Source organism: Parvibaculum indicum, assembly GCF_011762095.1.
Lineage (GTDB): Bacteria > Pseudomonadota > Alphaproteobacteria > Parvibaculales > Parvibaculaceae > Parvibaculum > Parvibaculum indicum.
The window spans coordinates 111,454-130,359 of the sequence record NZ_JAASQO010000012.1; the positions used below are offsets into that span (position 1 = coordinate 111,454).

Below are 18,906 nucleotides of genomic sequence, written 5' to 3' on the forward strand. Positions count from 1 at the left end.
CATGAGGCGCGCCGGGTCCACCGGCTGTGATGACACTGAATGGCGGATCCGCGCTTCTTCACGAACAAGGGCCCTTTCACGTTGGGCGACATCGCCGAACGTGTAGGGGCCCAATTGGCGCCGGGGACGGACGCATCTCGGCAGGTGGATGATGTCGCGCCGCTGGACAGCGCACAGGCGGCTCATCTGAGCTTCCTCGACAATCCGAAATACAAGGAAGCCTTCCTCTCCACCTCGGCGGGCGCCTGCGTGGTGAAGCCCGCCATGGCCGACGACGCGCCGGAGGGGGTAGGCCTGCTGCTCAGCGAAGACCCGTACCGGGCTTTCGCGCTGGCAAGCCAGCTCTTCTACCCGTCGGAAGTGACCGGCGAGGACACGCTGGGCGATGCCGGAGAGATTTCCCCCGGCGCCCATGTCCATCCCACCGCGAAGATCGCCGCCGGCGCCACGGTGGAAGCGGGTGCGGCCATCGGCGCGCATGTCGAGGTCGGCGCGGGCACGGTGATCGGCGCCAATGCGAGCATCGCCAAGGGCTGCACGATCGGGCGGAACTGCTTCATCGCGCCGAACGTCACGATAAGCCACGCCCATATCGGCGACCGCGTCATCCTTCACCCCGGCGTCTGCATCGGCCAGGACGGTTTCGGCTTTGCGATGGGATTGCCGCACCATGAAAAGGTGCCCCAGCTCGGCCGCGTTATCATTCAGGACAATGTGGAGATTGGCGCCAACACCACCGTGGATCGCGGCGCCGGGCCCGACACCGTGATCGGCGAAGGCACCAAGATTGATAATCTGGTTCAGATCGGCCACAACGTGCAGACGGGGCGCAGCTGCGTCATCGTCTCGCAGACGGGCATTTCGGGCAGCACGAAGCTTGGCGATTTCGTTGTTCTCGCCGCGCAGGTCGGCGTCACCGGGCATCTCACCATCAATTCCGGTGCGCAGATCGCGGCGCGAAGCGCCGTCATTCACGACGTGCCGCCCGGCCAGCAATATGGCGGCGTGCCCGCGCGGCCGGTGAGCGAATGGCGGCGCGAAATCGTCGCGTTGAAAAGGCTGGGACAGCGGCGCAAGCCCGGTGCCGGCAAGGAATGAGTTTCCGCTGCTTGGCAGCACGGAATCCGGGGTCTCATAGAGGACGCAAGCATGAGCCAGACCGAGGCAAAAGAAAGGCCGGACAGCGCCGACATCAACCGTGTCATGGAGCTTCTTCCCCATCGCTACCCGATGCTGATGATCGACCGCATCGTCGATATGAAGGACGACGAGTTCGCCATCGGCATCAAGAGCGTGACCAATAACGAGCCGTTTTTTCAGGGGCACTTCCCCGGCAATCCGGTAATGCCCGGCGTTCTCATCGTTGAAGCCATGGCGCAGACCGCGGGCGCGCTCGTCATCAACAGCCTGGGGACGGAAGGCAGCAACCAGCTCGTCTATTTCATGACGGTCGACAAGGCCCGTTTCCGCAAGCCCGTGGTGCCGGGCGACCGCTTGGAAATTCACGTGACCAAGATTCGCAGCCGCGGTGCCGTCTGGAAGTATCACGGCGAAGGCAAGGTCGACGGCGTGCTGGTGGCCGAGGCCGATTTTGGCGCAATGATCGTCGATCGGGCAAAGGCGTAATGACCGATATTCACCCCACGGCAGTTGTCGATCCCGCCGCGCGTATCGGCGCGAATGTGCGCATCGGCGCCTTTTGCACGATAGGCCCCCATGTCGTGCTGGACGACGATGTCACCCTGCACAGCCATGTGGTGGTCGCCGGTCATACGACGGTCGGCGCGCGCACGGAAATCTTCCCCTTCGCCTCCATCGGGCATGCGCCGCAGGACCTGAAGTTCAAGGGCGAGGAAAGCACGCTCGAAATCGGCACCGACAACATCATTCGCGAGAACGTGACGATGAACCCGGGCACGGAAGGTGGGGGCATGGTCACGCGCGTCGGAAACCATTGCGCCTTTCTGGCGGGCTCGCATGTCGGTCACGATTCCAGGGTGGGCGACTATGTCGTCTTCTCCAACAACGTCATGCTCGCCGGTCACTGCACCGTCGAGGACTATGTGATCTTCGGCGGCGGCGCGGCGCTCCAGCAGTTCGGGCGCGTCGGCAAGCATGCCTTTATCGGCGGCATGAGCGGCGTCGAGAACGACGTGATCCCCTTCGGTCTCGTGATCGGCAATCGCGCCCATATGGTCGGGCTCAACCTCGTGGGCATGAAGCGGCGCGGCTTTACGCGCCAGCAGATATCTTCCCTGCGCGAGGCCTATGACGTCATATTCGCGCCGGAAGGCGCGCTTCGCGACCGGGTCGCCCGGGCCGCGGACCTCTACGGGGACAATCCGGAAGTCATGATGATCGTGAACTTCATTCAGGACGAGGCAAGCCGCGGCCTGGTGGTGCCCAAACAGGGGCACGCGGCCTGACGGCCGGCGGAGAGAACGGGCCATGACGGCATCGCAGTCCAGCGGGGCCTCCGAATCCAGGCTGCCGAAACTCGCCATCGTGGCCGGGGCCGGGCCGTTGCCCGTGTTGCTGGCAAAGGCGGCCCTTTCCGAAGGGCGCGAGGTTTTCATCATCGGGATCGAAGGATTTGCCGAGCCCGGTATCGAGGCCTTCCCCCATGCGTGGAACCGGCTCGGGGCCATGGGCGCCTTCATCCGCCTGCTGAAGGAAAACCGCTGCGAGGAGATGGTGCTGATCGGCGCGGTCACCCGGCCGGATCTGCGCAAGCTCAGCCTCGACATGACGGCCATTCGCCTCCTGCCGAAAATCAGAAGCTGGATGAAGCAGGGCGATGACGGTCTGCTGCGCGGGCTCGGCGGTTATATTCAGGAGGAGGCCGGTGTCCGCATCGTCGGCGCGCATGAAATCTCGGACGGCCTGCTGGCCCCCGAAGGCAATCTGACGAAGCGCGCGCCCGATGAAAGCCAGACAAGCGATATCGCCGTCGCCATCGGCGCGGTAAGGGCCATCGGCGCGCTCGATATCGGTCAGGGCGCCGTCGCCTGCCGGGGCATCGTGCTGGCGCTGGAGGCGGCGGAAGGCACCGATGCGATGCTGGACCGGGTGGCGAGCCTTCCGGCCCATCTGCACGGCACCGAGGCGGCGCGGGAGGGCGTCCTTGTGAAACTCCCCAAGCCGGGTCAGGAACGCCGCCTGGACCTGCCCACCATCGGCGTCCGCACCGTCGAAAAGGCGGCGGCGGCCGGGCTTGCCGGCATAGCGGTGGAAGGCGGCGGTGCGCTGGTCGACGACATCGACGCGGTAACGGAGACCGCGAACCGGCTCGGCCTTTTCGTCGTGGGGCTTTCGCCCGCCGAGACCAGGGCGGAGGGCTCATGAACGGCCAAGCGGTAATCGGCCCCCGTATCATGCTGGTGGCGGGCGAGCCGTCGGGCGATGCGCTTGGCGGCGAGCTGATGCAGGCGCTGAAGGATATGACCGGCGGAAAGCTCAGCTTCAGCGGCGTCGGCGGCGCGCGCATGGAAGAGCAGGGGCTCGCATCCATTTTTCCCATGACCGATATTTCCGTCATGGGCCCGCGCGAGGTCGTGCCCCGCCTGCCGCTGATCCTTCGTCGTATCCGCCAGACGGCGAATTTCGCCATCGCCCACAAGCCCGATGTGATGGTCATTATCGACAGCCCGGATTTCACGCATCTCGTCGCGCGCCGGGTGGCGAAAAAGGCGCCCGGCATCCCGATCGTGAACTATGTCTCGCCGAGCGTCTGGGCCTGGCGGCGCGGTCGCGCACGCGCCATGGCGCGCTATCTGCGCCGCGTGCTGGCGCTGCTGCCCTTCGAGCCCGACTTCTTCAAGGCGCAGGCCGGTCTCGACTGCGTTTATGTCGGCCATCCCGCGATCAACCGCTTGCCGGAGCCGGGCGCGGGAAAGCGCTTTCGTGAGGCGCACGGCATTTCCGCCGATACGCCTCTTCTCCTTCTGCTACCCGGCAGCCGCGTCAACGAGGTGAAGCGGCTGATGGGCATTTTCGGGGAGACCGCGGCCAATCTGGCAAAGGAAGTACCGGGCCTTCAAATCGTGCTGCCGACCGTCCCCCATGTGGGAGACTATGTCCGGGCGGAAGTCGCGAAATGGAAGCTGCCCGTCACCGTCATTCAGGACGAAGCGGAAAAGCGCGCCGCCTTCGATGCGGCGAACGCCGCGCTGGCGGCTTCCGGCACGGTCTCGTTGGAGCTGGGTCTTGCCCGTGTGCCCATGGTCATCGGCTACCGCATCGACCGCATGGCCGGCTCGCTGGTCAGCCGCATGTTGAAGGTGCCGTCCGTGGTCCTGGTGAACCTCATCCTCGACCGGCCCTCGGTGCATGAGCTTTTGCAGCATCGCTGTACGCCCGAAAATCTGGGCGCTGCCTTGCTGCCCCTTCTCCGGGACACGCCGGAGCGCCGCCGCGCGCTGGCGGATCTCGATGAGCTGAAAACCCGCATGGGCGCCGGGGGAGAGCATCCCAGCATACGCGCCGCGCGCGCCGTGCTGGAAATCCTCGATACCAAGGCGCTGCCCGCGCCCTGAAAGCCGTCCGCCTTCCCATCTTGAGACAGTTTTGCTCGGGGTTCGCGGGCGCAGCGGCGCGCCCTTAACAAAGTGGAAAATATCCCTGCCGATAATGCCTCTGCTGAAAATGCGTGAGGACCAGGGATGCAGCTGTTTCCGGGACGAAATGCCTATCTGCTCGTTCTGATCGTGGCAGCGGTGGATGCGATCTGGCTCGCCTTTTCCAGCGTCTCCCTCGCAGGCTCCGAATTCGTTTTGCTGTCGGTGCAGGTCGCGATCCTGCTCGTCCTGTCATGGGCGATCGAGCGGCGCAGCTTCAGCGCGCCGGTCATGGAGAGACTTTCCGGCCGGCTCGTTCACTTCATGCAGGGGATCGCCTTTCTGCTGGTCGCATGGGTCGCGCTCCGGGTGCTGAACCAGGCCAGCATGTCGTTCGATCTGCCCCTTACCGACAAAATGCTGATCCATTGGGACAGTTTTTTGCCCATCGACTGGCACAGCTATTTCCGCTTCGTTCAGTTGAACGGCGGCGTCCAGACGGTTCTGGACTACAGCTACACCTCGCTCTCGGCGGTCAGCTTCATCGGGCTCGTCCTGTTCGTCTGGAAGAACGAGATGAAGCGGGCCAGATATTTCATGGAAACATTCATGATCGCCGCCGTGGTGTGCACGGCGATTGGCGTGTTCCTGCCCGCGAAAGGCAGCGTCGCGACATATTTCGGCGACGTCTCCAGCATCGCCCACTTCAAGACCGTGCCCGGTGTCTATGCGATCGACGCGCTCAATCAGATGCGAAGCGGACTTCCCCACACGCTTCGTATCGGCGAAATGCCGGGCCTGACCGTGTTCCCTTCCTTCCACACGGCGGCGGGCATCGTGCTGGCCGTCAGCTTCTGGCGGACATCGCTCTTCCCGGCCGTATTCGTCTATACCGTCGTCATGATCGCGGCGACGCCCGTTTTCGGCGCGCACTATTTCATCGACCTGATCGCGGGGGCGGTGGTTGCCGTCGCGATATGCGCCGCCTTCGCATTCATGCCTTTCTACAAGGGCATGTTTGCGCGAAGGGATGCCCGCGAGGACTGGGAACCGTCCTGCGAAGGGGCCGTGTCGTTCTGACGGCGGCAAACAAAAAGGGCGCCCCGGAGGGCGCCCTTTCGCATTTCGTCCTGTCGGGAAATCAGCGCTTGGCGATATCCACATAGTCGCGTGCCTGCGCGCCGGTGTAGAGCTGGCGCGGGCGGCCGATGCGCTGGCCCGGATCCTGGATCATCTCGTTCCACTGCGCGACCCAGCCCACGGTGCGGGCAAGCGCAAAGAGCACGGTGAACATGGTGGTCGGGAAGCCCATCGCCTTCAGCGTGATGCCCGAATAGAAGTCGATATTCGGATAGAGCTTCTTCTCGACGAAATATTCGTCGTTGAGCGCGATCTTTTCGAGCTCCAGCGCCACGTCGAGAAGCGGGTCGTCCTTGATGCCCAGAACGCCCAGCACCTCATGGCAGGTCTGCTGCATCACGCGGGCGCGCGGATCGTAGTTCTTGTAGACGCGGTGACCGAAGCCCATCAGGCGGAACGGATCGTCCTTGTCCTTGGCACGGCCGATGAATTCCGGAATGCGGTCCACCGAACCGATTTCCTGCAGCATGTTGAGCGCGGCCTCGTTCGCACCGCCATGCGCCGGGCCCCAGAGGCAGGCGATGCCGGCTGCGATACAGGCGAACGGATTGGCGCCCGACGAGCCGGCAAGGCGAACCGTCGAGGTCGAGGCGTTCTGCTCGTGATCGGCATGCAGGATGAAGATGCGGTCCATGGCGCGCGCCAGCACCGGATCGACCTTGTAGTCCTCGGCCGGAACCGAGAAGCACATATGCAGGAAGTTTTCCGCGTAATCGAGGTCGTTGCGCGGATAGACCACCGGCTGGCCGACGGAATATTTGTAGGCCATGGCGGCGATGGTCGGCATCTTCGCGATCATGCGGCGGCTGGCGATCATGCGCTGCATCGGATCGTTGATGTCCGTGCTGTCATGATAGAAGGCCGAAAGGGCGCCCACCATGCCGCACATGATGGCCATGGGATGGGCGTCCCGGCGGAAGCCGCGCAGGAAATAGGTCATCTGCTCATGCACCATGGTGTGCATGGTGATGGCGCGTTCGAATTCCTTGTATTCCGCGTCGGACGGCAGTTCGCCGTTCAGCAGCAGATAGCAGGTTTCGATGAAGTTGCCTTTTTCCGCGAGCTGGTCGATCGGATAGCCGCGATAAAGCAGCACGCCTTCTTCACCGTCGATGAAGGTGATGTCGGATTCGCAGCTCGCCGTGGACGTGAAGCCCGGATCGTAGGTGAAACTTCCGCTCTGTCCGTAGAGCTTTGAAATGTCGATGACGCTCGGGCCGAGGGATCCGTCATAGACCGGCAGGTCATAGGATTTGCCATCCACCGTGAGCGTGGCGGAGGTCGAAGATCCCGCTTTCGTTCCGTGCTGTGTCATAGCTGCCTGTCCTCTTCTGGCTGTGCCGGCCTGCTTGCGCCATGCCGGTTCAGGTGTTGATCGTCCAATTATTGGTCCTGTCGCCCCCACCGGGCGCTCAGGCCGCCTGATCCTTGATCCGCCCCAGGGCTTCCTCGCGTCCCAGCGTTGCCAGAACGTCGAAAATGGGCGGTGAAACGGTGGTGCCCGTCACGGCGGCGCGCAAGGGCTGCGCCACCTTTCCGAGCTTGAGGTCTTCTTCCTCCGCGAAAGAGCGCACGGTGGCCTCCACGCTCGCGGTCTCCCAGACGTCGTTGTCGGAAAGCCGCCCGTGCAATTTGCCGAGCAGGGAGCGCGCGCCGTCGTCGAGCAGCTTGGAGGCTTTCTCGTCCAGCGAGAGCGGGCGTTTGACGCGCAGGAACGAGGCCGCGTCGGCCAGTTCGAGCAGCGTCTTGGCGCGCTCCTTGGCCGCCGGCATCACCTGCGCCACCTTTTCGCGGAATGTCTCGTCGATCTCCCAGCCTTCCAGGCGATGCATGAGGGCCAGCATGTCCTCGGCGAGCCGGGCATCGTCCGCCTGCCGGATATAATGGCCGTTCAGGCTTTCCAGCTTGGCGAAGTCGAAACGGGCGGGCGAGCGGCCCACCGTGTCGAGCCCGAACCATTCGATGGCCTGCTCGGTGGAGAAGATCTCGTCGTCGCCATGGCTCCAGCCCAGCCGCGCCAGATAGTTGCGCATGGCTTCGGGCAGATATCCCATATCGCGATAGGCGTCGACGCCGAGCGCGCCATGCCGCTTCGACAGCTTGGCGCCGTCGGGACCGAGGATCATCGGCACATGGGCGAATTCGGGAACGTCCCAGCCCATGGCCTGATAGATCTGGCTCTGGCGCCCGGCATTGGTCAGGTGGTCGTCGCCGCGAATGACATGGGTGATGCCCATATCGTGATCGTCCACCACGACGGAGAGATTATAGGTCGGCGAGCCGTCGCTGCGCAGGATGATGAGGTCGTCGAGCTGGTCGTTGGGAAACCGCACCTCGCCCATCACATGGTCGCGGACCAGCGTTTCGCCTTCATCCGGCGAGCGGAAACGGACGACCGGCTTCACGCCGTCCGGCGCTTCCGACGGATCGCGGTCGCGCCAGCGCCCGTCATAGCGCCAGGGCCGGCCTTCCGCCTTGGCCTTTTCGCGCATCTCGTCCAGCTCTTCCTTGCTGGCATAGCAGTAATAGGCATGGCCCTGCGCCAGAAGTTGCTGCACGACTTCGATATGGCGCTGCTGGCGGGAAAACTGGAAGACGGGTTCCTCGTCCCAGTCCAGGCCCAGCCAGCGCATGCCCTCGAAAATCGCGGCAATGGCTTCGTCGGTCGAACGCTCGCGGTCGGTGTCCTCGATGCGAAGCAGGAACGTGCCCCCGTGATGGCGCGCGAAGAGCCAGTTGAAAAGGGCAGTCCTGCCGCCACCGATGTGCAAGAAGCCCGTCGGCGAGGGGGCAAAACGCGTTATGATTTTCTTCTCTTCCGGCATGCTCTTCCGTCATCCATCCGTTGCCGCTTGTTGAGGCGGCTAGGCAGGGGAACAGATTGTTGGCAAGCTTTGACCCAAGGTGGGACCTCGCCCGTGGCGTAAATCGGCCTCTGGGTCCGCTGCGGGACGGGGGAGTTCTAGCACATTGCGGCAACGCAGCGTAAGTCCGAACTTTTTTCGAAAAACGCCTTTGTTTTGAAGGCGTTGGCGCGGATTGCTTCGCTTTTGCCGTATGTGGAGGGGGCATAGCCCGCGGCATTTACCGCCGGGCAGGGCATGAAACGGCCTCCATCGGGCATGGGGCGGGAAGCGATTCTACGGTTTTTGACAGGGCTCCGCGCGGGATCGGGCGCCATTTCCCGCAGTTTTGCTGCCGAAACCGACCGCTGGTTTCTCTGGCTGCCCGTGCTCCTGGCCTGCGGGATCGCGGCCTATTTCGCGCTTCCGGTGGAGCCGCCGCTCTGGCTACCTCTAATCTGCGTCGGGCTTCTCGCCTGCGCCGTGTGGACCTTTCGCCGTTCTTCCTGGCCGCTGCTTGTCCTTTCCGTTCTGGCGGTCGTGTCGGCGGGCTTCGCCGCGGCCTCGCTGCGCACTGCTATCGTCGCGGCGCCGGTCCTGGCGGATGAAACCGCCGGCGAGCTGACGGGAAAGGTTCTCTTCGTGGAGGAGGGGGAAAACGGCGACCTCACCGTGCTGGTGGCGCCATCCGCCTTTGCCGGTCTCGCCCCGGAAAATCGGCCCGCCATGGCGCGGCTGCGCATTCGGTTGAAGGATGTTTCGCTCCGGCCGGGGGAGGAAATCCGTCTCCGTGTGCGCCTCATGCCGCCGCCCGAACCGGTCTTGCCCGGCGGGTTCGACTATGCGCGGCAGGCCTGGTTCCAGGGTCTCGGCGCGGTCGGTTTCGCCTATACCGCGCCGGAGATACTCGCCCCGTCTTCCGGCGGCTTGCGCGCGCGCATTGCCGCGCTGCGCAACGCGATCGCCACCCGTATCAGGACTTCCATCGGTGGGCCGGAGGGCGCCGTCGCCGCCGCGCTCGTAACCGGAGAGCGCCGCGCCATCCCCAAAGAAGTGACGGAAGATCTGCGCGCGGCGGGGCTTGCCCATGTGCTGGCCATTTCCGGCCTGCATATGGCGCTGTTCAGCGGCACGCTGTTCTGGCTCGCGCGCGCCGCGCTGGCCGCCGTTCCGGCGCTCTCCCTGCGCTACCCGGTCAAGAAATGGGCGGCATGCATGGCCTTTGGCGGGGCCTTCTTCTATCTCATGCTGTCCGGCGGGGCGATTGCGACGCAGCGCGCCTTCATCATGGTCACGCTGATGCTGGGTGCGATCCTGCTGGACCGCCCGGCCATCAGCCTGCGGAATGTCGCGCTGGCGGCGACCGTCGTTCTGCTCTGGCAGCCGGAAAGCCTGCTGGGCGCCAGCTTTCAGATGTCGTTCGCCGCCGCGGTCGCTCTCGTGGCCTTTTACGAGAGCAAAAGCGTCCAGCGCGTCATCGCCTCCGCAAGGGGGGACTGGCGCGAAGGGCCCGCGCAATGGCCGCGTTTCGTCCTGCTCTATTTCGCAGGACTGACGCTGACAAGCCTCGTGGCGGGGCTGGCGACCGCGCCTTATGCCGCTTTCAATTTCAACAGGCTGGCCCTTTACGGTCTGGCGGGAAACCTTGCCGCCATGCCGCTGGTCGGTCTCCTCGTCATGCCCGCCGCCCTGATCGGTCTCATTCTCATGCCCTTCGGGGCCGATGCGCCCGCCTTCTGGGTCATGGGCAAGGGCATCGGCTGGATGCTGGAGGTCGCGCATGACGTGGCGCATTGGGGCGGGGCGGACCGCCTTGTGCCGTCAGCTCCGCTCGGCGCCCTTGCGCTTGTGACCTTTGGCGGTTTGTGGATCGCGCTCTGGCGTCGCGACTGGCGCTGGCTGGGTGTGCTGCCTTTGCTGGGCGGCCTTTTACTCTGGCCGTATCTGCCGCGCCCCGACATTCTCATCGGGCGGGAAGGAGAGATCGTCGCCGCGCGCGATCTCGACGGCAAGATCCATCTCACCTCGGCACGGCCGTCATACACGGCGCAACAATGGCTGCGTGTGGAAGGCGACCGGCGAAGTCCGCGAGACGCGGCCGCGCGCGAGGGGGCGCCATGGCGTTGCGATGCGCGGGGCTGTGCCTTCCACGAAAAGAACCGGCCCCTTATCGCCTATTCCAGGACCGTCGGTGCGGTCGCGGAGGATTGCGAACTGGCCGACATCGTGATTTCGGCCGTCCCGGTCGGCAAGGGCCTGCGCAAGGGCTGCCGCGCCGGCCTCATTCTGGATTTCTTCGATTTCTGGCGAAACGGCGCGACGACGGTTTATCTGGATACGGACGAAAAGCCGCGCCTGGAAACGGCAAGGGCCGCGCGGGGAGCGCGGCCCTGGGTTCGTCCACCCTGACAGGGGAAGAGCGAAAAAGAAAGATCAGTAGCGGCGCAACAGCCCGACAAGCTTGCCCTGAACCTTCACCCGGTCGGGTCCGAAGATACGGGTCTCATAGGCCGGGTTCGCCGCTTCGAGCGCGATGCTGTCGCCTTTCTTGCGCAGCCGCTTCAGCGTCGCCTCATAGCCGTCCACCAGCGCCACCACGATGTCGCCGCTGGTGGCGGTATCGCATCGCTGAATGAGAACCGTATCCCCATCCAGAATGCCGGCCTCGATCATCGAGTCGCCCTTGACCTCCAGCGCGTAATGCTCGCCGGAGCCGATCAGGCTCATCGGCACATCGACCTGGTGGCTTTCCTCCTGCAGTGCCTCGATCGGCGTACCGGCGGCGATGCGGCCCATCACCGATACGGTGAGGGAGCGTTCCTCCTGCGAGGAGGGCATCAGATCGCGGCTCGTCTTGCCGCGGCTGCCTTCGATCACGCTGGGGGAGAAGCCCTTGGCCCGGTTGGCCGCGAGGCTGGGCTGCGAGGACTCCGGCAATTTCAGGATTTCGAGCGCCCGGGCCCGGTGCGGAAGGCGGCGGATGAAGCCGCGCTCTTCCAGCGCGGAGATCAGCCGGTGAATGCCGGATTTGGAGCGCAGGTCGAGCGCATCCTTCATCTCGTCGAAGCTGGGCGGGACCCCGCTCTCCTTCACACGTTCATGGATGAACATGAGCAATTCATGCTGTTTACGGGTGAGCATCCCGGAACCCCTCCAAGCCTGTGCCGTGCCTCGGTTCCGTGTGATCGGAACTCAGGAACAAAACAAAAACGTCTGAAAGAGTTCTACTTTGGTTCTCCACAAGCGTCAAGCGCCCTGTGGATAATTTTCCGCTTACGCGCGCAGCGGGAGAATCTTCACGATTTCCCCGGGTTTGGCCGGGTCGGCAAAGGGCGGCCGGACGATCAGGCAGCCCGCCTGGGACAGCGTGGAGAGCATCGAACTGTCCTGCTTTTCAAAAGGCGTAGCCACGGAAAGTTCGCCGTCGATATGGTCCAGCGCCGCGCGCATATAGTCCTCGCGCGCGCCATTGCCGGGCACCTCCCGCCCGAGCCGCGCCATGACGAAATGCGGCCCCGGATTGCCGCCCTGCATCCGCAGAATGGCGGGCTTCAGGTAAAGCACCGCGCAGACCAGCGCCGATACGGGGTTGCCGGGCAGGCCCAGCATGGGCAGCTCGCCCAGCGCGCCGAACATGAGCGGTTTGCCGGGGCGCATGGCGACCCGCCAGAACTCGATATCGAGCCCGTCCGGCGTGAGGGCGGATTGTACGAGATCGTGATCGCCCACCGAGGCGCCGCCCAGCGTCACCAGCATGTCCGCCTGCTTGGCCCGTTCCGCCGTCTGCCGGATGTCGGCTTCCTCGTCCCGCGCGATCCCCAGATCGAGCGGCTCCCCGCCTGCTTCGGATATCAGGGCGGCCAGCCCGTCATTATTGGCGGAGACGATCTGATGGGCGCCGGGCTCGTCCCCGGGGCGCACAAGCTCGTTGCCCGTCGAGAAAAAGGCGATGACGGGCCGCCGCGCAACCTTCAGCTCACAGACATTCATCGCCGCCGCCAGCGCGATGTCGGCATGGTTGAGCCGCGTCCCGTGCAGGATGCCGCTGTCCCCGGTCCGGAAGTCGAGCCCCGTCGCGCGCACATGATCGCCCGGTTTGGCCGCTTCATTGACGACGACATGTTTGCCTTCGCGAACGGTATCCTCCTGAATGACGATGGCGTCGGCCCCGCGGGGCAGGGGGGCGCCGGTGAAGATGCGCACCGCTTCTCCCGCCTTCAGGTCGCCGTCATAGGCGCCGCCGGCGGGCGCCTCGCCCGCGACGTCCAGTCTGGCCGGGACGTTTGCGGTGTCCCCGGCGCGCACCGCATAGCCGTCCATGGCGGAAAGGTCGGCGGGCGGTTGCGTCCGCCGCGCGATCGCGTCTTCGGCGAGAATGCGCCCCAGCGCCTGCGACAGAGGCACCGTTTCGGACGGAACCGTATGGAGCGCGGCGAGAATTTTCGACCGCGCATCGATAACGGAAAGGAGAGGGGTGTCGGCCATGGGAAAGGCCTTTCAGTCAGTCTGCGTTGTAATCGCCCGACTTGCCGCCGCTCTTATGCGTCAGCCGGATATCGGTGATGTGCATGGCCTTGTCCACGGCCTTGGCCATGTCGTAAAGCGTCAGCGCCGCCACGCTGACAGCCGTCAGCGCTTCCATCTCCACGCCGGTTTGCCCGCTCGTCTTGACGGTCGCCTCGATGTCGACGGCGCTCTCCTCCGTGGACGGAGCGAGGTGAACTTCCACCTTGCTGATGGCCAGGGGATGGCAAAGCGGAATGAGGCTCGATGTCTGCTTGGCGGCCATGATGCCCGCCAGCCGCGCCACCTCCAGCGCATTGCCTTTCTTCAACCCGTCCTCGCGAATGAGGGTAAGCGTTTCCGGCGCCATGGTCACGCGGCCGCATGCCGTCGCCACACGCGCCGTCACGGGTTTTTCCGACACGTCGACCATATTGGCTGCGCCGCTCTCGTCGATATGGGAAAACTTGGGGCCGCTCAATTCTCGTTCAGCTCCTTTGCCATGAAGCACCGCCTGTCCATCGGCAGGCCGCCATCTTCCTCGCGCATCCGAAGGATGAAAAGACCCGGTGTCCAGTCATCCTGGGGCAGGATACGAAATCCGAGCTTCGCGTAAAACGGGGCATTCCATTGAACGTCTCGGAAGGTGGAAAGCGTCATCCGCCGCGCGCCCTGCGCAAAGGCAAATCCGTCCGCCGCCGCCACCAGCCGGGCGCCGAGCCCCTTGCGCGCATGCGCGCGATGAACGGACAGCTCGAAAAGATGGCCCGCCCGGTCGATGAAGCCGACCAGCGCGAACCCCACCGGCTCGTCCTTTTCGTCCACCGCGACGAGTACCGCGCCGCCGCGCAGGAAGGCGCGGACATAGGCGATATCGGCCGGCGGGTGATCGGCAATTTCTTTCAGCCCCACCTCGGCGAACGTCATGCCCGCATCCTTCTCGATCCCGGCCAGAAGGCCGAGTTCGTCGGGGCGCGCATGGCGTATGCGATAGGGCATGAGTTGTCAGGCCGCGTGGGCGAGAAGGTTGCGCGTCGCCGCTTCCACATCAGCCTGCCGCATCAGGCTTTCGCCGACGAGAAAGCTCCGTACGCCGGCCTTGGCAAGGCGCGCCAGATCGTCCGGCGTGAAGATGCCGCTTTCGCCGACGATCAGCTTGCCGGACGGAACGAGAGGCGCCAGCCGCTCGGTCGTTTCCAGCGTCGTCTCGAAGGTCTTGAGGTTGCGGTTGTTGATGCCGAGAAGCGGGCTCTTGAGGGTGAGTGCGCGGTTCAGCTCGGCTTCGTCATGCACCTCCACCAGCACGTCCATGCCCCAATGCATGGCGGCGTTTTCCAGGTCCCGCGCCTGCGCATCGCTCACCGCGGCCATGATGATGAGAATGGCGTCTGCCCCCATCGCACGGGCTTCCGCCACCTGATAGATGTCGTACATGAAGTCCTTGCGGATTACCGGCAGCAGCACCGCGTTGCGTGCGGCGGTGAGATAATCCGGCGCACCTTGGAAGGACGGACCGTCCGTCAACACGGAAAGGCAGGTCGCACCGCCCGCCTCATAGGCGCGCGCAAGCGCGGGCGGGTTGAAGTCTTCGCGGATGAGCCCCTTGGACGGGCTCGCCTTCTTGATCTCCGCGATGAGCCCGTAGCCGCCGCTCGCACAGGCATCGTAAAGCGCCTTGTAGAAGCCGCGCGTCGGCGACGCCGCCGAAGCCGCCTCCTCAATCTGCGCCAGAGGCCGCGCCGCCTTGGCCGCCGCGATCTCTTCCAGCTTGTAGGCGCCGATCTTGTCGAGAATGTCGCTCATGCCGGCACCTGATTGTTGGTCTGCTGCACGAGACGCTCCAGAACCTTCGCTGCCGCGCCGCTGTCGATGCTCGTCCGTGCCAGCGTCACGCCGTCTTCCAGCGAGGACGCTTTCCCGGCCACGACGAGCGCACCGGCCGCGTTCAGCAGCACGATATCGCGATAGGGGCTTGGTTCGCCCGCCAGCAGGTCGCGAATGGCCTGCGCATTATGCGCCGGGTCGCCGCCTTTGAGCTGGGCGATCTCGGCGCGTGGCAGGTCCACATCTTCCGGCGCGATCTCGAATTCGCGGATCGCGCCCTTGTCGAGCTCGGCGACGAAGCTGATGCCCGTCGTGGTCAGCTCGTCGAGCCCGCCCATGCCCGGCACCGTGCCGTGCACGATCCAGGCTTTCTCCGAACCGAGATTGCGCAGCGCCTCGGCGAAAGGCCGCACCAGCTCGCGCGAATAGACGCCGACGATCTGCCGCGTCACGCCCGCCGGATTGGAAAGCGGCCCGATCAGGTTGAAGATCGTCTTGATGCCGAGTTCGACGCGCACCGGCCCCACATGCCGCATGGCGGGGTGGTGGGCCTGCGCGAACATGAAGCCGATCCCGGCCTCGCGAATGCTGCGCGCGATGACATCGGGCGTCACGTCGAGATTGACCCCCAGTTCCTGCAGCGCATCCGCCGTGCCGGAAAGCGAGGAGGCCTTGCGGTTGCCATGCTTGGCGACGGGAACGCCCGCGCCCGCGGTCACCAGCGCCGCCGCCGTCGAGATGTTGTAGGTGCCCGCGCCGTCGCCGCCCGTACCCACAATGTCCACGGCGTCGTCCGGCGCGTCGACGCGCAGCATCTTTTCCCGCAGCACGGTGGACCCGGCGGTGATCTCGCTCACGCGCTCGCCGCGCACCCGCATCCCCATCAGGAAGGCGGCGATCTGCGCAGGGCTTGCTTCGCCCTCCATGATGAGGCCGAAGGCGGAGCGGGCTTCCTCGGGCGTGAGTTCTTCGCCTTCGGAGAGTTTCGCCAGAACGGGCTTCAGGTCGCTCATGCCGTCTCCATCACGTTGAAGCCTGCGAACTGGAGGAAGTTCGCCAGAATTTCATGCCCGTGTTCGGACGCGATGCTTTCCGGGTGGAACTGCACGCCGTGAATGGGCAGCTCCTTGTGCTGCATACCCATGATGATCCCGTCCGTCGTCCAGGCGGTGACCTCCAGGCAGTCGGGCAGGCTTTCCCGTTCCACGATCAGCGAGTGATAGCGCGTCGCCTCGATGGGGCTCGGCAGGTTGCGGAAGACGCCTTTGCCGTGATGATGGATGTCGCTCATCTTGCCATGCATCAGCACGGGCGCGCGCACCACCTTGCCGCCGAAGGCCTGGCCGATGGCCTGATGGCCGAGGCAGACGCCCAGCAGCGGGATCTTGTGGGCCGCCGCCGCCTCGATCGTCTCGAGACAGATGCCCGCCTTGTCCGGATCGCAGGGGCCGGGCGACAGCACGATGGCCTGAGGCTCTTTCGCCAGCGCTTCGTTGACCGTGATCTTGTCGTTCCGGTGCACCTCGGTGCGCGCCCCCAGCTCCCCGAGAAAATGCACGAGGTTGTAGGTGAAGCTGTCGTAATTATCGATCAGAAGCAGCATGGCCGGGCTTTCAGAAGCAAGGAACAACCGGATATTCCGGTCAATATAGCGCAGATTGGCGCGGTTATAATGCGGTCCGGAAAGATCGCACAATAGGACCGATGGTCCCGCAATATCAATGCGTTACTCATCTCCGCCGACGGGAACGCCGCGCGCGCGCAACATGCCGGCAAGAAGGGGCGGGGCGGACGCGCCGCCGGTAAAGAGCGTGAACCCCTCACCCTCGGCGATCCGCGTATCGCTCTCGATCAGCGCCGCGAGCCGCTGCGCGATGGCGGGCGCGGGGTCGAGCCAGTCCACGGGCCAGGGCGCAACGGCGCTCATATGCGGGATCAGGAAGGGATAATGCGTGCAGCCCAGCACCACGATGTCGGTGCGCCCGATCCCGGTGTCGACGAAGCAGGGCAGGATCTCCTCCCGGACGGCTTCGGCGTCGATCTCGTCTTCCTGAAGCAGTTTCTCCGCCATGGCGGCAAGCCGTCGCGAGGCGACCAGTTCGACATGCACATCGGCGGCGAACTGGTCGATAAGCTGGCGCGTATAGTCCCGCGCGATCGTGCCGGGCGTGGCGAGCACCGAAATCACGCCGCTCCGCGTGCGCCCGGCGGCGGGCTTGACGGCCGGGACCGTGCCGACGATGGGCATGGTGAAGCGCGCGCGGAGCGCGGGCAGCACCAGCGTCGAGGCCGTATTGCAGGCGATGACGATGGCGCGCGGCGCGTAGGAATCGACGAGCCTGTCCATGACCCCGACGATGTGCTCGATCAGAGCTTCCTCTTCCCATTCGCCATAGGGAAAGGCCGCATCGTCCGCCACATAGATGCATCGGCGCGTCGGCAGCAGCGAATGGATCGCGTCGAGAACGGAGAGGCCGCCTATGCCGGAATCGAAAACGAGGATCGGTCCGGCAGCGGCCGTCATGGTCACTGCCTGCGTCCGCCCTGCGAGGCGTAGCGCACGGCTTCCTCGGCGGCGCGGAAAAGCGCTTTCGCCTTGTTGACGCTTTCCTGATACTCGCCTTGCGGGCTTGAATCCGCGACCACGCCGCCGCCCGCCTGCACATACATCTTGTCGTCTTTCACGATGGCCGTGCGCAGGACGATACAGGTATCCATTTCGCCGGCGGCGGAGAAATACCCCACGCAGCCCGCATAGGCGCCGCGCTTTTCAAGCTCCAGCTCGTCGATGATCTCCATGGCGCGCACCTTGGGCGCGCCGGACACGGTGCCCGCCGGAAAGCCAGCGATCAGCGCGGAAATCGCATCATATGCCGGGTCCAGATCGCCTTCGACATTCGACACGATATGGATGAGGTGGGATGTGTGCTGGAGCGCGAACTTTTCCGTCACCTCCACGCTGCCGATCTTCGAGACCCGGCCCACATCGTTCCGCCCGAGATCGAGCAACATCAGATGTTCCGCGCGCTCCTTCGGATCGGAAAGCAGCTCCTCCGCGACCTCCGCATCCTCGGCATTGTTCTTGCCGCGATGGCGCGTCCCCGCGATCGGGCGGATCGTGACGCGATTGTTCCGTACGCGAACGAGAATTTCCGGGCTGGACCCGACGATGGAGAAATCCTCGAAATTGAGGAAATAGAGATAGGGCGACGGGTTGATGCGACGGAGCGCGCGATAAAGCGCGAAGGGGGGCAGGGTGAACGGCGTCTCGAAGCGCTGCGACAATACTACCTGAAAGATGTCGCCCGCCGCGATATATTCCTTCGCCCGCTCCACCATGCTGAAATAGGTTTCCTGCGGCGTGTTCGATTTCGGCGGCTGCAGGTCGTCGATATTCGTATCCTGCGACAGATGCGGGATGGAACGGTCGAAATCCGCCACGACGTCGTTGAGCCGTTCGCCCGCGCGCGCAAAGGCCGCCCGCGCGCTGACGCCGGCTTCGGGCCGCACCGGCGTCACCACCGTCACCTCGTCCTTCACCGCGTCGAAAACGGCAATCACCGTCGGGCGCAGGAACAGCCCGTCGGGAAGTCCCAATGCGTCGGGGTTCTCGTTCGGCAGGTTTTCCATCAGCCGAACGGTGTCGTAACCCATATAGCCGAAGACGCCCGCCGCCATGGGCGGCAATTCGTCGGGCAGCTCGATCCGCGATTCCTCGATGAAGCTCCTGAGCGAATCGAGGGCGTCCTTGTCGCAGGGCGCAAAAGAGCTGGAATCGACCCGGGCCTGCCGGTTCAGTTCCGCCTTGTTGCCCATGCAGCGCCAGATCGCATCGGGTTTGAGGCCGATGATGGAATAGCGCCCGCGCGTGTCGCCGCCTTCGACGGATTCCAGCAGAAAGCTGTTCGGCCGCCCGTCGGCGATCTTCAGCATCGCCGAAACGGGCGTCTCCAGATCGGCAACCAGCCGCGTATAGACGACCTGCGGTTCACCCGCTTCGTAAGCGCGTTCGAAATCCGGATATTCGGGAAAGATCATGC

The 18,906-nt window shown here is 64.7% G+C and carries 18 protein-coding genes; 7 read left to right on the forward strand and 11 right to left on the reverse strand.

What is annotated here, in order from left to right; translation table 11 throughout:
* The first annotated feature begins 39 nt into the window (after positions 1–39).
* The 6 genes from lpxD to FHS78_RS15005 all read left to right on the forward strand — a co-directional run bounded on the left by lpxD (position 40) and on the right by FHS78_RS15005 (position 5,636).
* On the forward strand, positions 40–1,098 hold the full coding sequence (lpxD, locus tag FHS78_RS14980; protein ID WP_167095184.1) for a UDP-3-O-(3-hydroxymyristoyl)glucosamine N-acyltransferase: 1,059 nt from the start codon (positions 40–42) through the stop codon (positions 1,096–1,098).
* A gap of 51 nt (positions 1,099–1,149) precedes the next feature.
* Positions 1,150–1,626 (forward strand): 3-hydroxyacyl-ACP dehydratase FabZ, encoded by a 477-nt coding sequence (fabZ, locus tag FHS78_RS14985; RefSeq protein WP_167095185.1) that lies wholly within the window; start codon positions 1,150–1,152, stop codon positions 1,624–1,626.
* Entirely contained in the window at positions 1,626–2,426 is an 801-nt protein-coding gene (gene lpxA, locus FHS78_RS14990; RefSeq protein ID WP_167095186.1) for an acyl-ACP--UDP-N-acetylglucosamine O-acyltransferase, read from the forward strand. The genes fabZ and lpxA overlap by 1 nt, the downstream gene beginning before the upstream one ends.
* A gap of 22 nt (positions 2,427–2,448) precedes the next feature.
* Positions 2,449–3,345, forward strand: coding sequence for an LpxI family protein (locus FHS78_RS14995; RefSeq protein WP_167095187.1), 897 nt, complete (start codon positions 2,449–2,451; stop codon positions 3,343–3,345).
* Positions 3,342–4,535 carry a lipid-A-disaccharide synthase gene (gene lpxB / locus FHS78_RS15000; protein WP_167095188.1) on the forward strand — a complete coding sequence of 398 codons (1,194 nt, stop codon included), beginning with the start codon at positions 3,342–3,344 and terminating at the stop codon, positions 4,533–4,535. Before FHS78_RS14995 ends, lpxB begins: the two co-directional genes overlap by 4 nt.
* Positions 4,536–4,661: 126 nt before the next feature.
* Positions 4,662–5,636 (forward strand): phosphatase PAP2 family protein, encoded by a 975-nt coding sequence (locus FHS78_RS15005; RefSeq protein ID WP_167095189.1) that lies wholly within the window; start codon positions 4,662–4,664, stop codon positions 5,634–5,636.
* Positions 5,637–5,697: 61 nt separating this feature from the next.
* Here FHS78_RS15005 and gltA read toward each other — a convergent pair whose 3' ends face one another.
* Complete coding sequence (gltA, locus tag FHS78_RS15010) at positions 5,698–7,011, reverse strand: citrate synthase (RefSeq protein WP_167095190.1); 1,314 nt, start codon at positions 7,009–7,011, stop codon at positions 5,698–5,700.
* A gap of 97 nt (positions 7,012–7,108) precedes the next feature.
* The gene (gltX, locus tag FHS78_RS15015) at positions 7,109–8,521 is read right to left on the reverse strand and encodes a glutamate--tRNA ligase (RefSeq protein WP_167095191.1); all 1,413 of its coding nucleotides are present in this window, start codon (positions 8,519–8,521) and stop codon (positions 7,109–7,111) included.
* 324 nt (positions 8,522–8,845) lie between these two features.
* On the opposite strand from gltX, the gene FHS78_RS15020 reads away from it, so the two are divergent.
* Complete coding sequence (locus FHS78_RS15020; RefSeq protein WP_167095192.1) at positions 8,846–10,948, forward strand: ComEC/Rec2 family competence protein; 2,103 nt, start codon at positions 8,846–8,848, stop codon at positions 10,946–10,948.
* A gap of 24 nt (positions 10,949–10,972) precedes the next feature.
* On the opposite strand, the gene lexA is transcribed toward FHS78_RS15020, so the two are convergent.
* The 9 genes from lexA to trpE all read right to left on the reverse strand — a co-directional run bounded on the left by lexA (position 10,973) and on the right by trpE (position 18,904).
* Entirely contained in the window at positions 10,973–11,680 is a 708-nt protein-coding gene (lexA, locus tag FHS78_RS15025; RefSeq protein WP_167095193.1) for a transcriptional repressor LexA, read from the reverse strand.
* Positions 11,681–11,812: 132 nt separating this feature from the next.
* Positions 11,813–13,024: a molybdopterin molybdotransferase MoeA gene (locus tag FHS78_RS15030; RefSeq protein WP_167095194.1), complete on the reverse strand. Its 1,212-nt coding sequence runs from the start codon at positions 13,022–13,024 to the stop codon at positions 11,813–11,815.
* Between the two features lie 16 nt (positions 13,025–13,040).
* Complete coding sequence (gene moaC / locus FHS78_RS15035; protein ID WP_167095195.1) at positions 13,041–13,523, reverse strand: cyclic pyranopterin monophosphate synthase MoaC; 483 nt, start codon at positions 13,521–13,523, stop codon at positions 13,041–13,043.
* Positions 13,520–14,041, reverse strand: a complete 522-nt coding sequence (locus FHS78_RS15040; RefSeq protein WP_167095196.1) for a GNAT family N-acetyltransferase — start codon at positions 14,039–14,041, stop codon at positions 13,520–13,522. The genes moaC and FHS78_RS15040 overlap by 4 nt, the downstream gene beginning before the upstream one ends.
* A 6-nt stretch (positions 14,042–14,047) precedes the next feature.
* Positions 14,048–14,845, reverse strand: a complete 798-nt coding sequence (gene trpC / locus FHS78_RS15045; protein ID WP_167095197.1) for an indole-3-glycerol phosphate synthase TrpC — start codon at positions 14,843–14,845, stop codon at positions 14,048–14,050.
* Positions 14,842–15,879, reverse strand: coding sequence for an anthranilate phosphoribosyltransferase (gene trpD, locus FHS78_RS15050; RefSeq protein ID WP_167095198.1), 1,038 nt, complete (start codon positions 15,877–15,879; stop codon positions 14,842–14,844). The genes trpC and trpD overlap by 4 nt, the downstream gene beginning before the upstream one ends.
* A complete protein-coding gene (locus tag FHS78_RS15055) occupies positions 15,876–16,469 on the reverse strand; it encodes an anthranilate synthase component II (RefSeq protein WP_167095199.1) in 594 nt (197 codons plus the stop codon). Before FHS78_RS15055 ends, trpD begins: the two co-directional genes overlap by 4 nt.
* A gap of 123 nt (positions 16,470–16,592) precedes the next feature.
* Positions 16,593–17,390 (reverse strand): glutamate racemase, encoded by a 798-nt coding sequence (gene murI / locus FHS78_RS15060; RefSeq protein WP_167095200.1) that lies wholly within the window; start codon positions 17,388–17,390, stop codon positions 16,593–16,595.
* Positions 17,391–17,392: 2 nt separating this feature from the next.
* A complete protein-coding gene (gene trpE / locus FHS78_RS15065; RefSeq protein ID WP_167095201.1) occupies positions 17,393–18,904 on the reverse strand; it encodes an anthranilate synthase component I in 1,512 nt (503 codons plus the stop codon).
* Between the last annotated feature and the right edge of the window lie 2 nt (positions 18,905–18,906).

Bases quoted from the DNA above. Each gene is read 5' to 3' on its own strand.
- lpxD (WP_167095184.1), top strand. From the start codon at position 40: ATGGCGGATCCGCGCTTCTTCACGAACAAGGGCCCTTTCACGTTGGGC.
- fabZ (WP_167095185.1), top strand. From the start codon at position 1,150: ATGAGCCAGACCGAGGCAAAAGAAAGGCCGGACAGCGCCGACATCAAC.
- lpxA (WP_167095186.1), top strand. From the start codon at position 1,626: ATGACCGATATTCACCCCACGGCAGTTGTCGATCCCGCCGCGCGTATC.
- FHS78_RS14995 (WP_167095187.1), top strand. From the start codon at position 2,449: ATGACGGCATCGCAGTCCAGCGGGGCCTCCGAATCCAGGCTGCCGAAA.
- lpxB (WP_167095188.1), top strand. From the start codon at position 3,342: ATGAACGGCCAAGCGGTAATCGGCCCCCGTATCATGCTGGTGGCGGGC.
- FHS78_RS15005 (WP_167095189.1), top strand. From the start codon at position 4,662: ATGCAGCTGTTTCCGGGACGAAATGCCTATCTGCTCGTTCTGATCGTG.
- gltA (WP_167095190.1), bottom strand. From the start codon at position 7,011: ATGACACAGCACGGAACGAAAGCGGGATCTTCGACCTCCGCCACGCTC.
- gltX (WP_167095191.1), bottom strand. From the start codon at position 8,521: ATGCCGGAAGAGAAGAAAATCATAACGCGTTTTGCCCCCTCGCCGACG.
- lexA (WP_167095193.1), bottom strand. From the start codon at position 11,680: ATGCTCACCCGTAAACAGCATGAATTGCTCATGTTCATCCATGAACGT.
- FHS78_RS15030 (WP_167095194.1), bottom strand. From the start codon at position 13,024: ATGGCCGACACCCCTCTCCTTTCCGTTATCGATGCGCGGTCGAAAATT.
- FHS78_RS15040 (WP_167095196.1), bottom strand. From the start codon at position 14,041: ATGCCCTATCGCATACGCCATGCGCGCCCCGACGAACTCGGCCTTCTG.
- trpC (WP_167095197.1), bottom strand. From the start codon at position 14,845: ATGAGCGACATTCTCGACAAGATCGGCGCCTACAAGCTGGAAGAGATC.
- trpD (WP_167095198.1), bottom strand. From the start codon at position 15,879: ATGAGCGACCTGAAGCCCGTTCTGGCGAAACTCTCCGAAGGCGAAGAA.
- FHS78_RS15055 (WP_167095199.1), bottom strand. From the start codon at position 16,469: ATGCTGCTTCTGATCGATAATTACGACAGCTTCACCTACAACCTCGTG.
- murI (WP_167095200.1), bottom strand. From the start codon at position 17,390: ATGACGGCCGCTGCCGGACCGATCCTCGTTTTCGATTCCGGCATAGGC.
- trpE (WP_167095201.1), bottom strand. From the start codon at position 18,904: ATGATCTTTCCCGAATATCCGGATTTCGAACGCGCTTACGAAGCGGGT.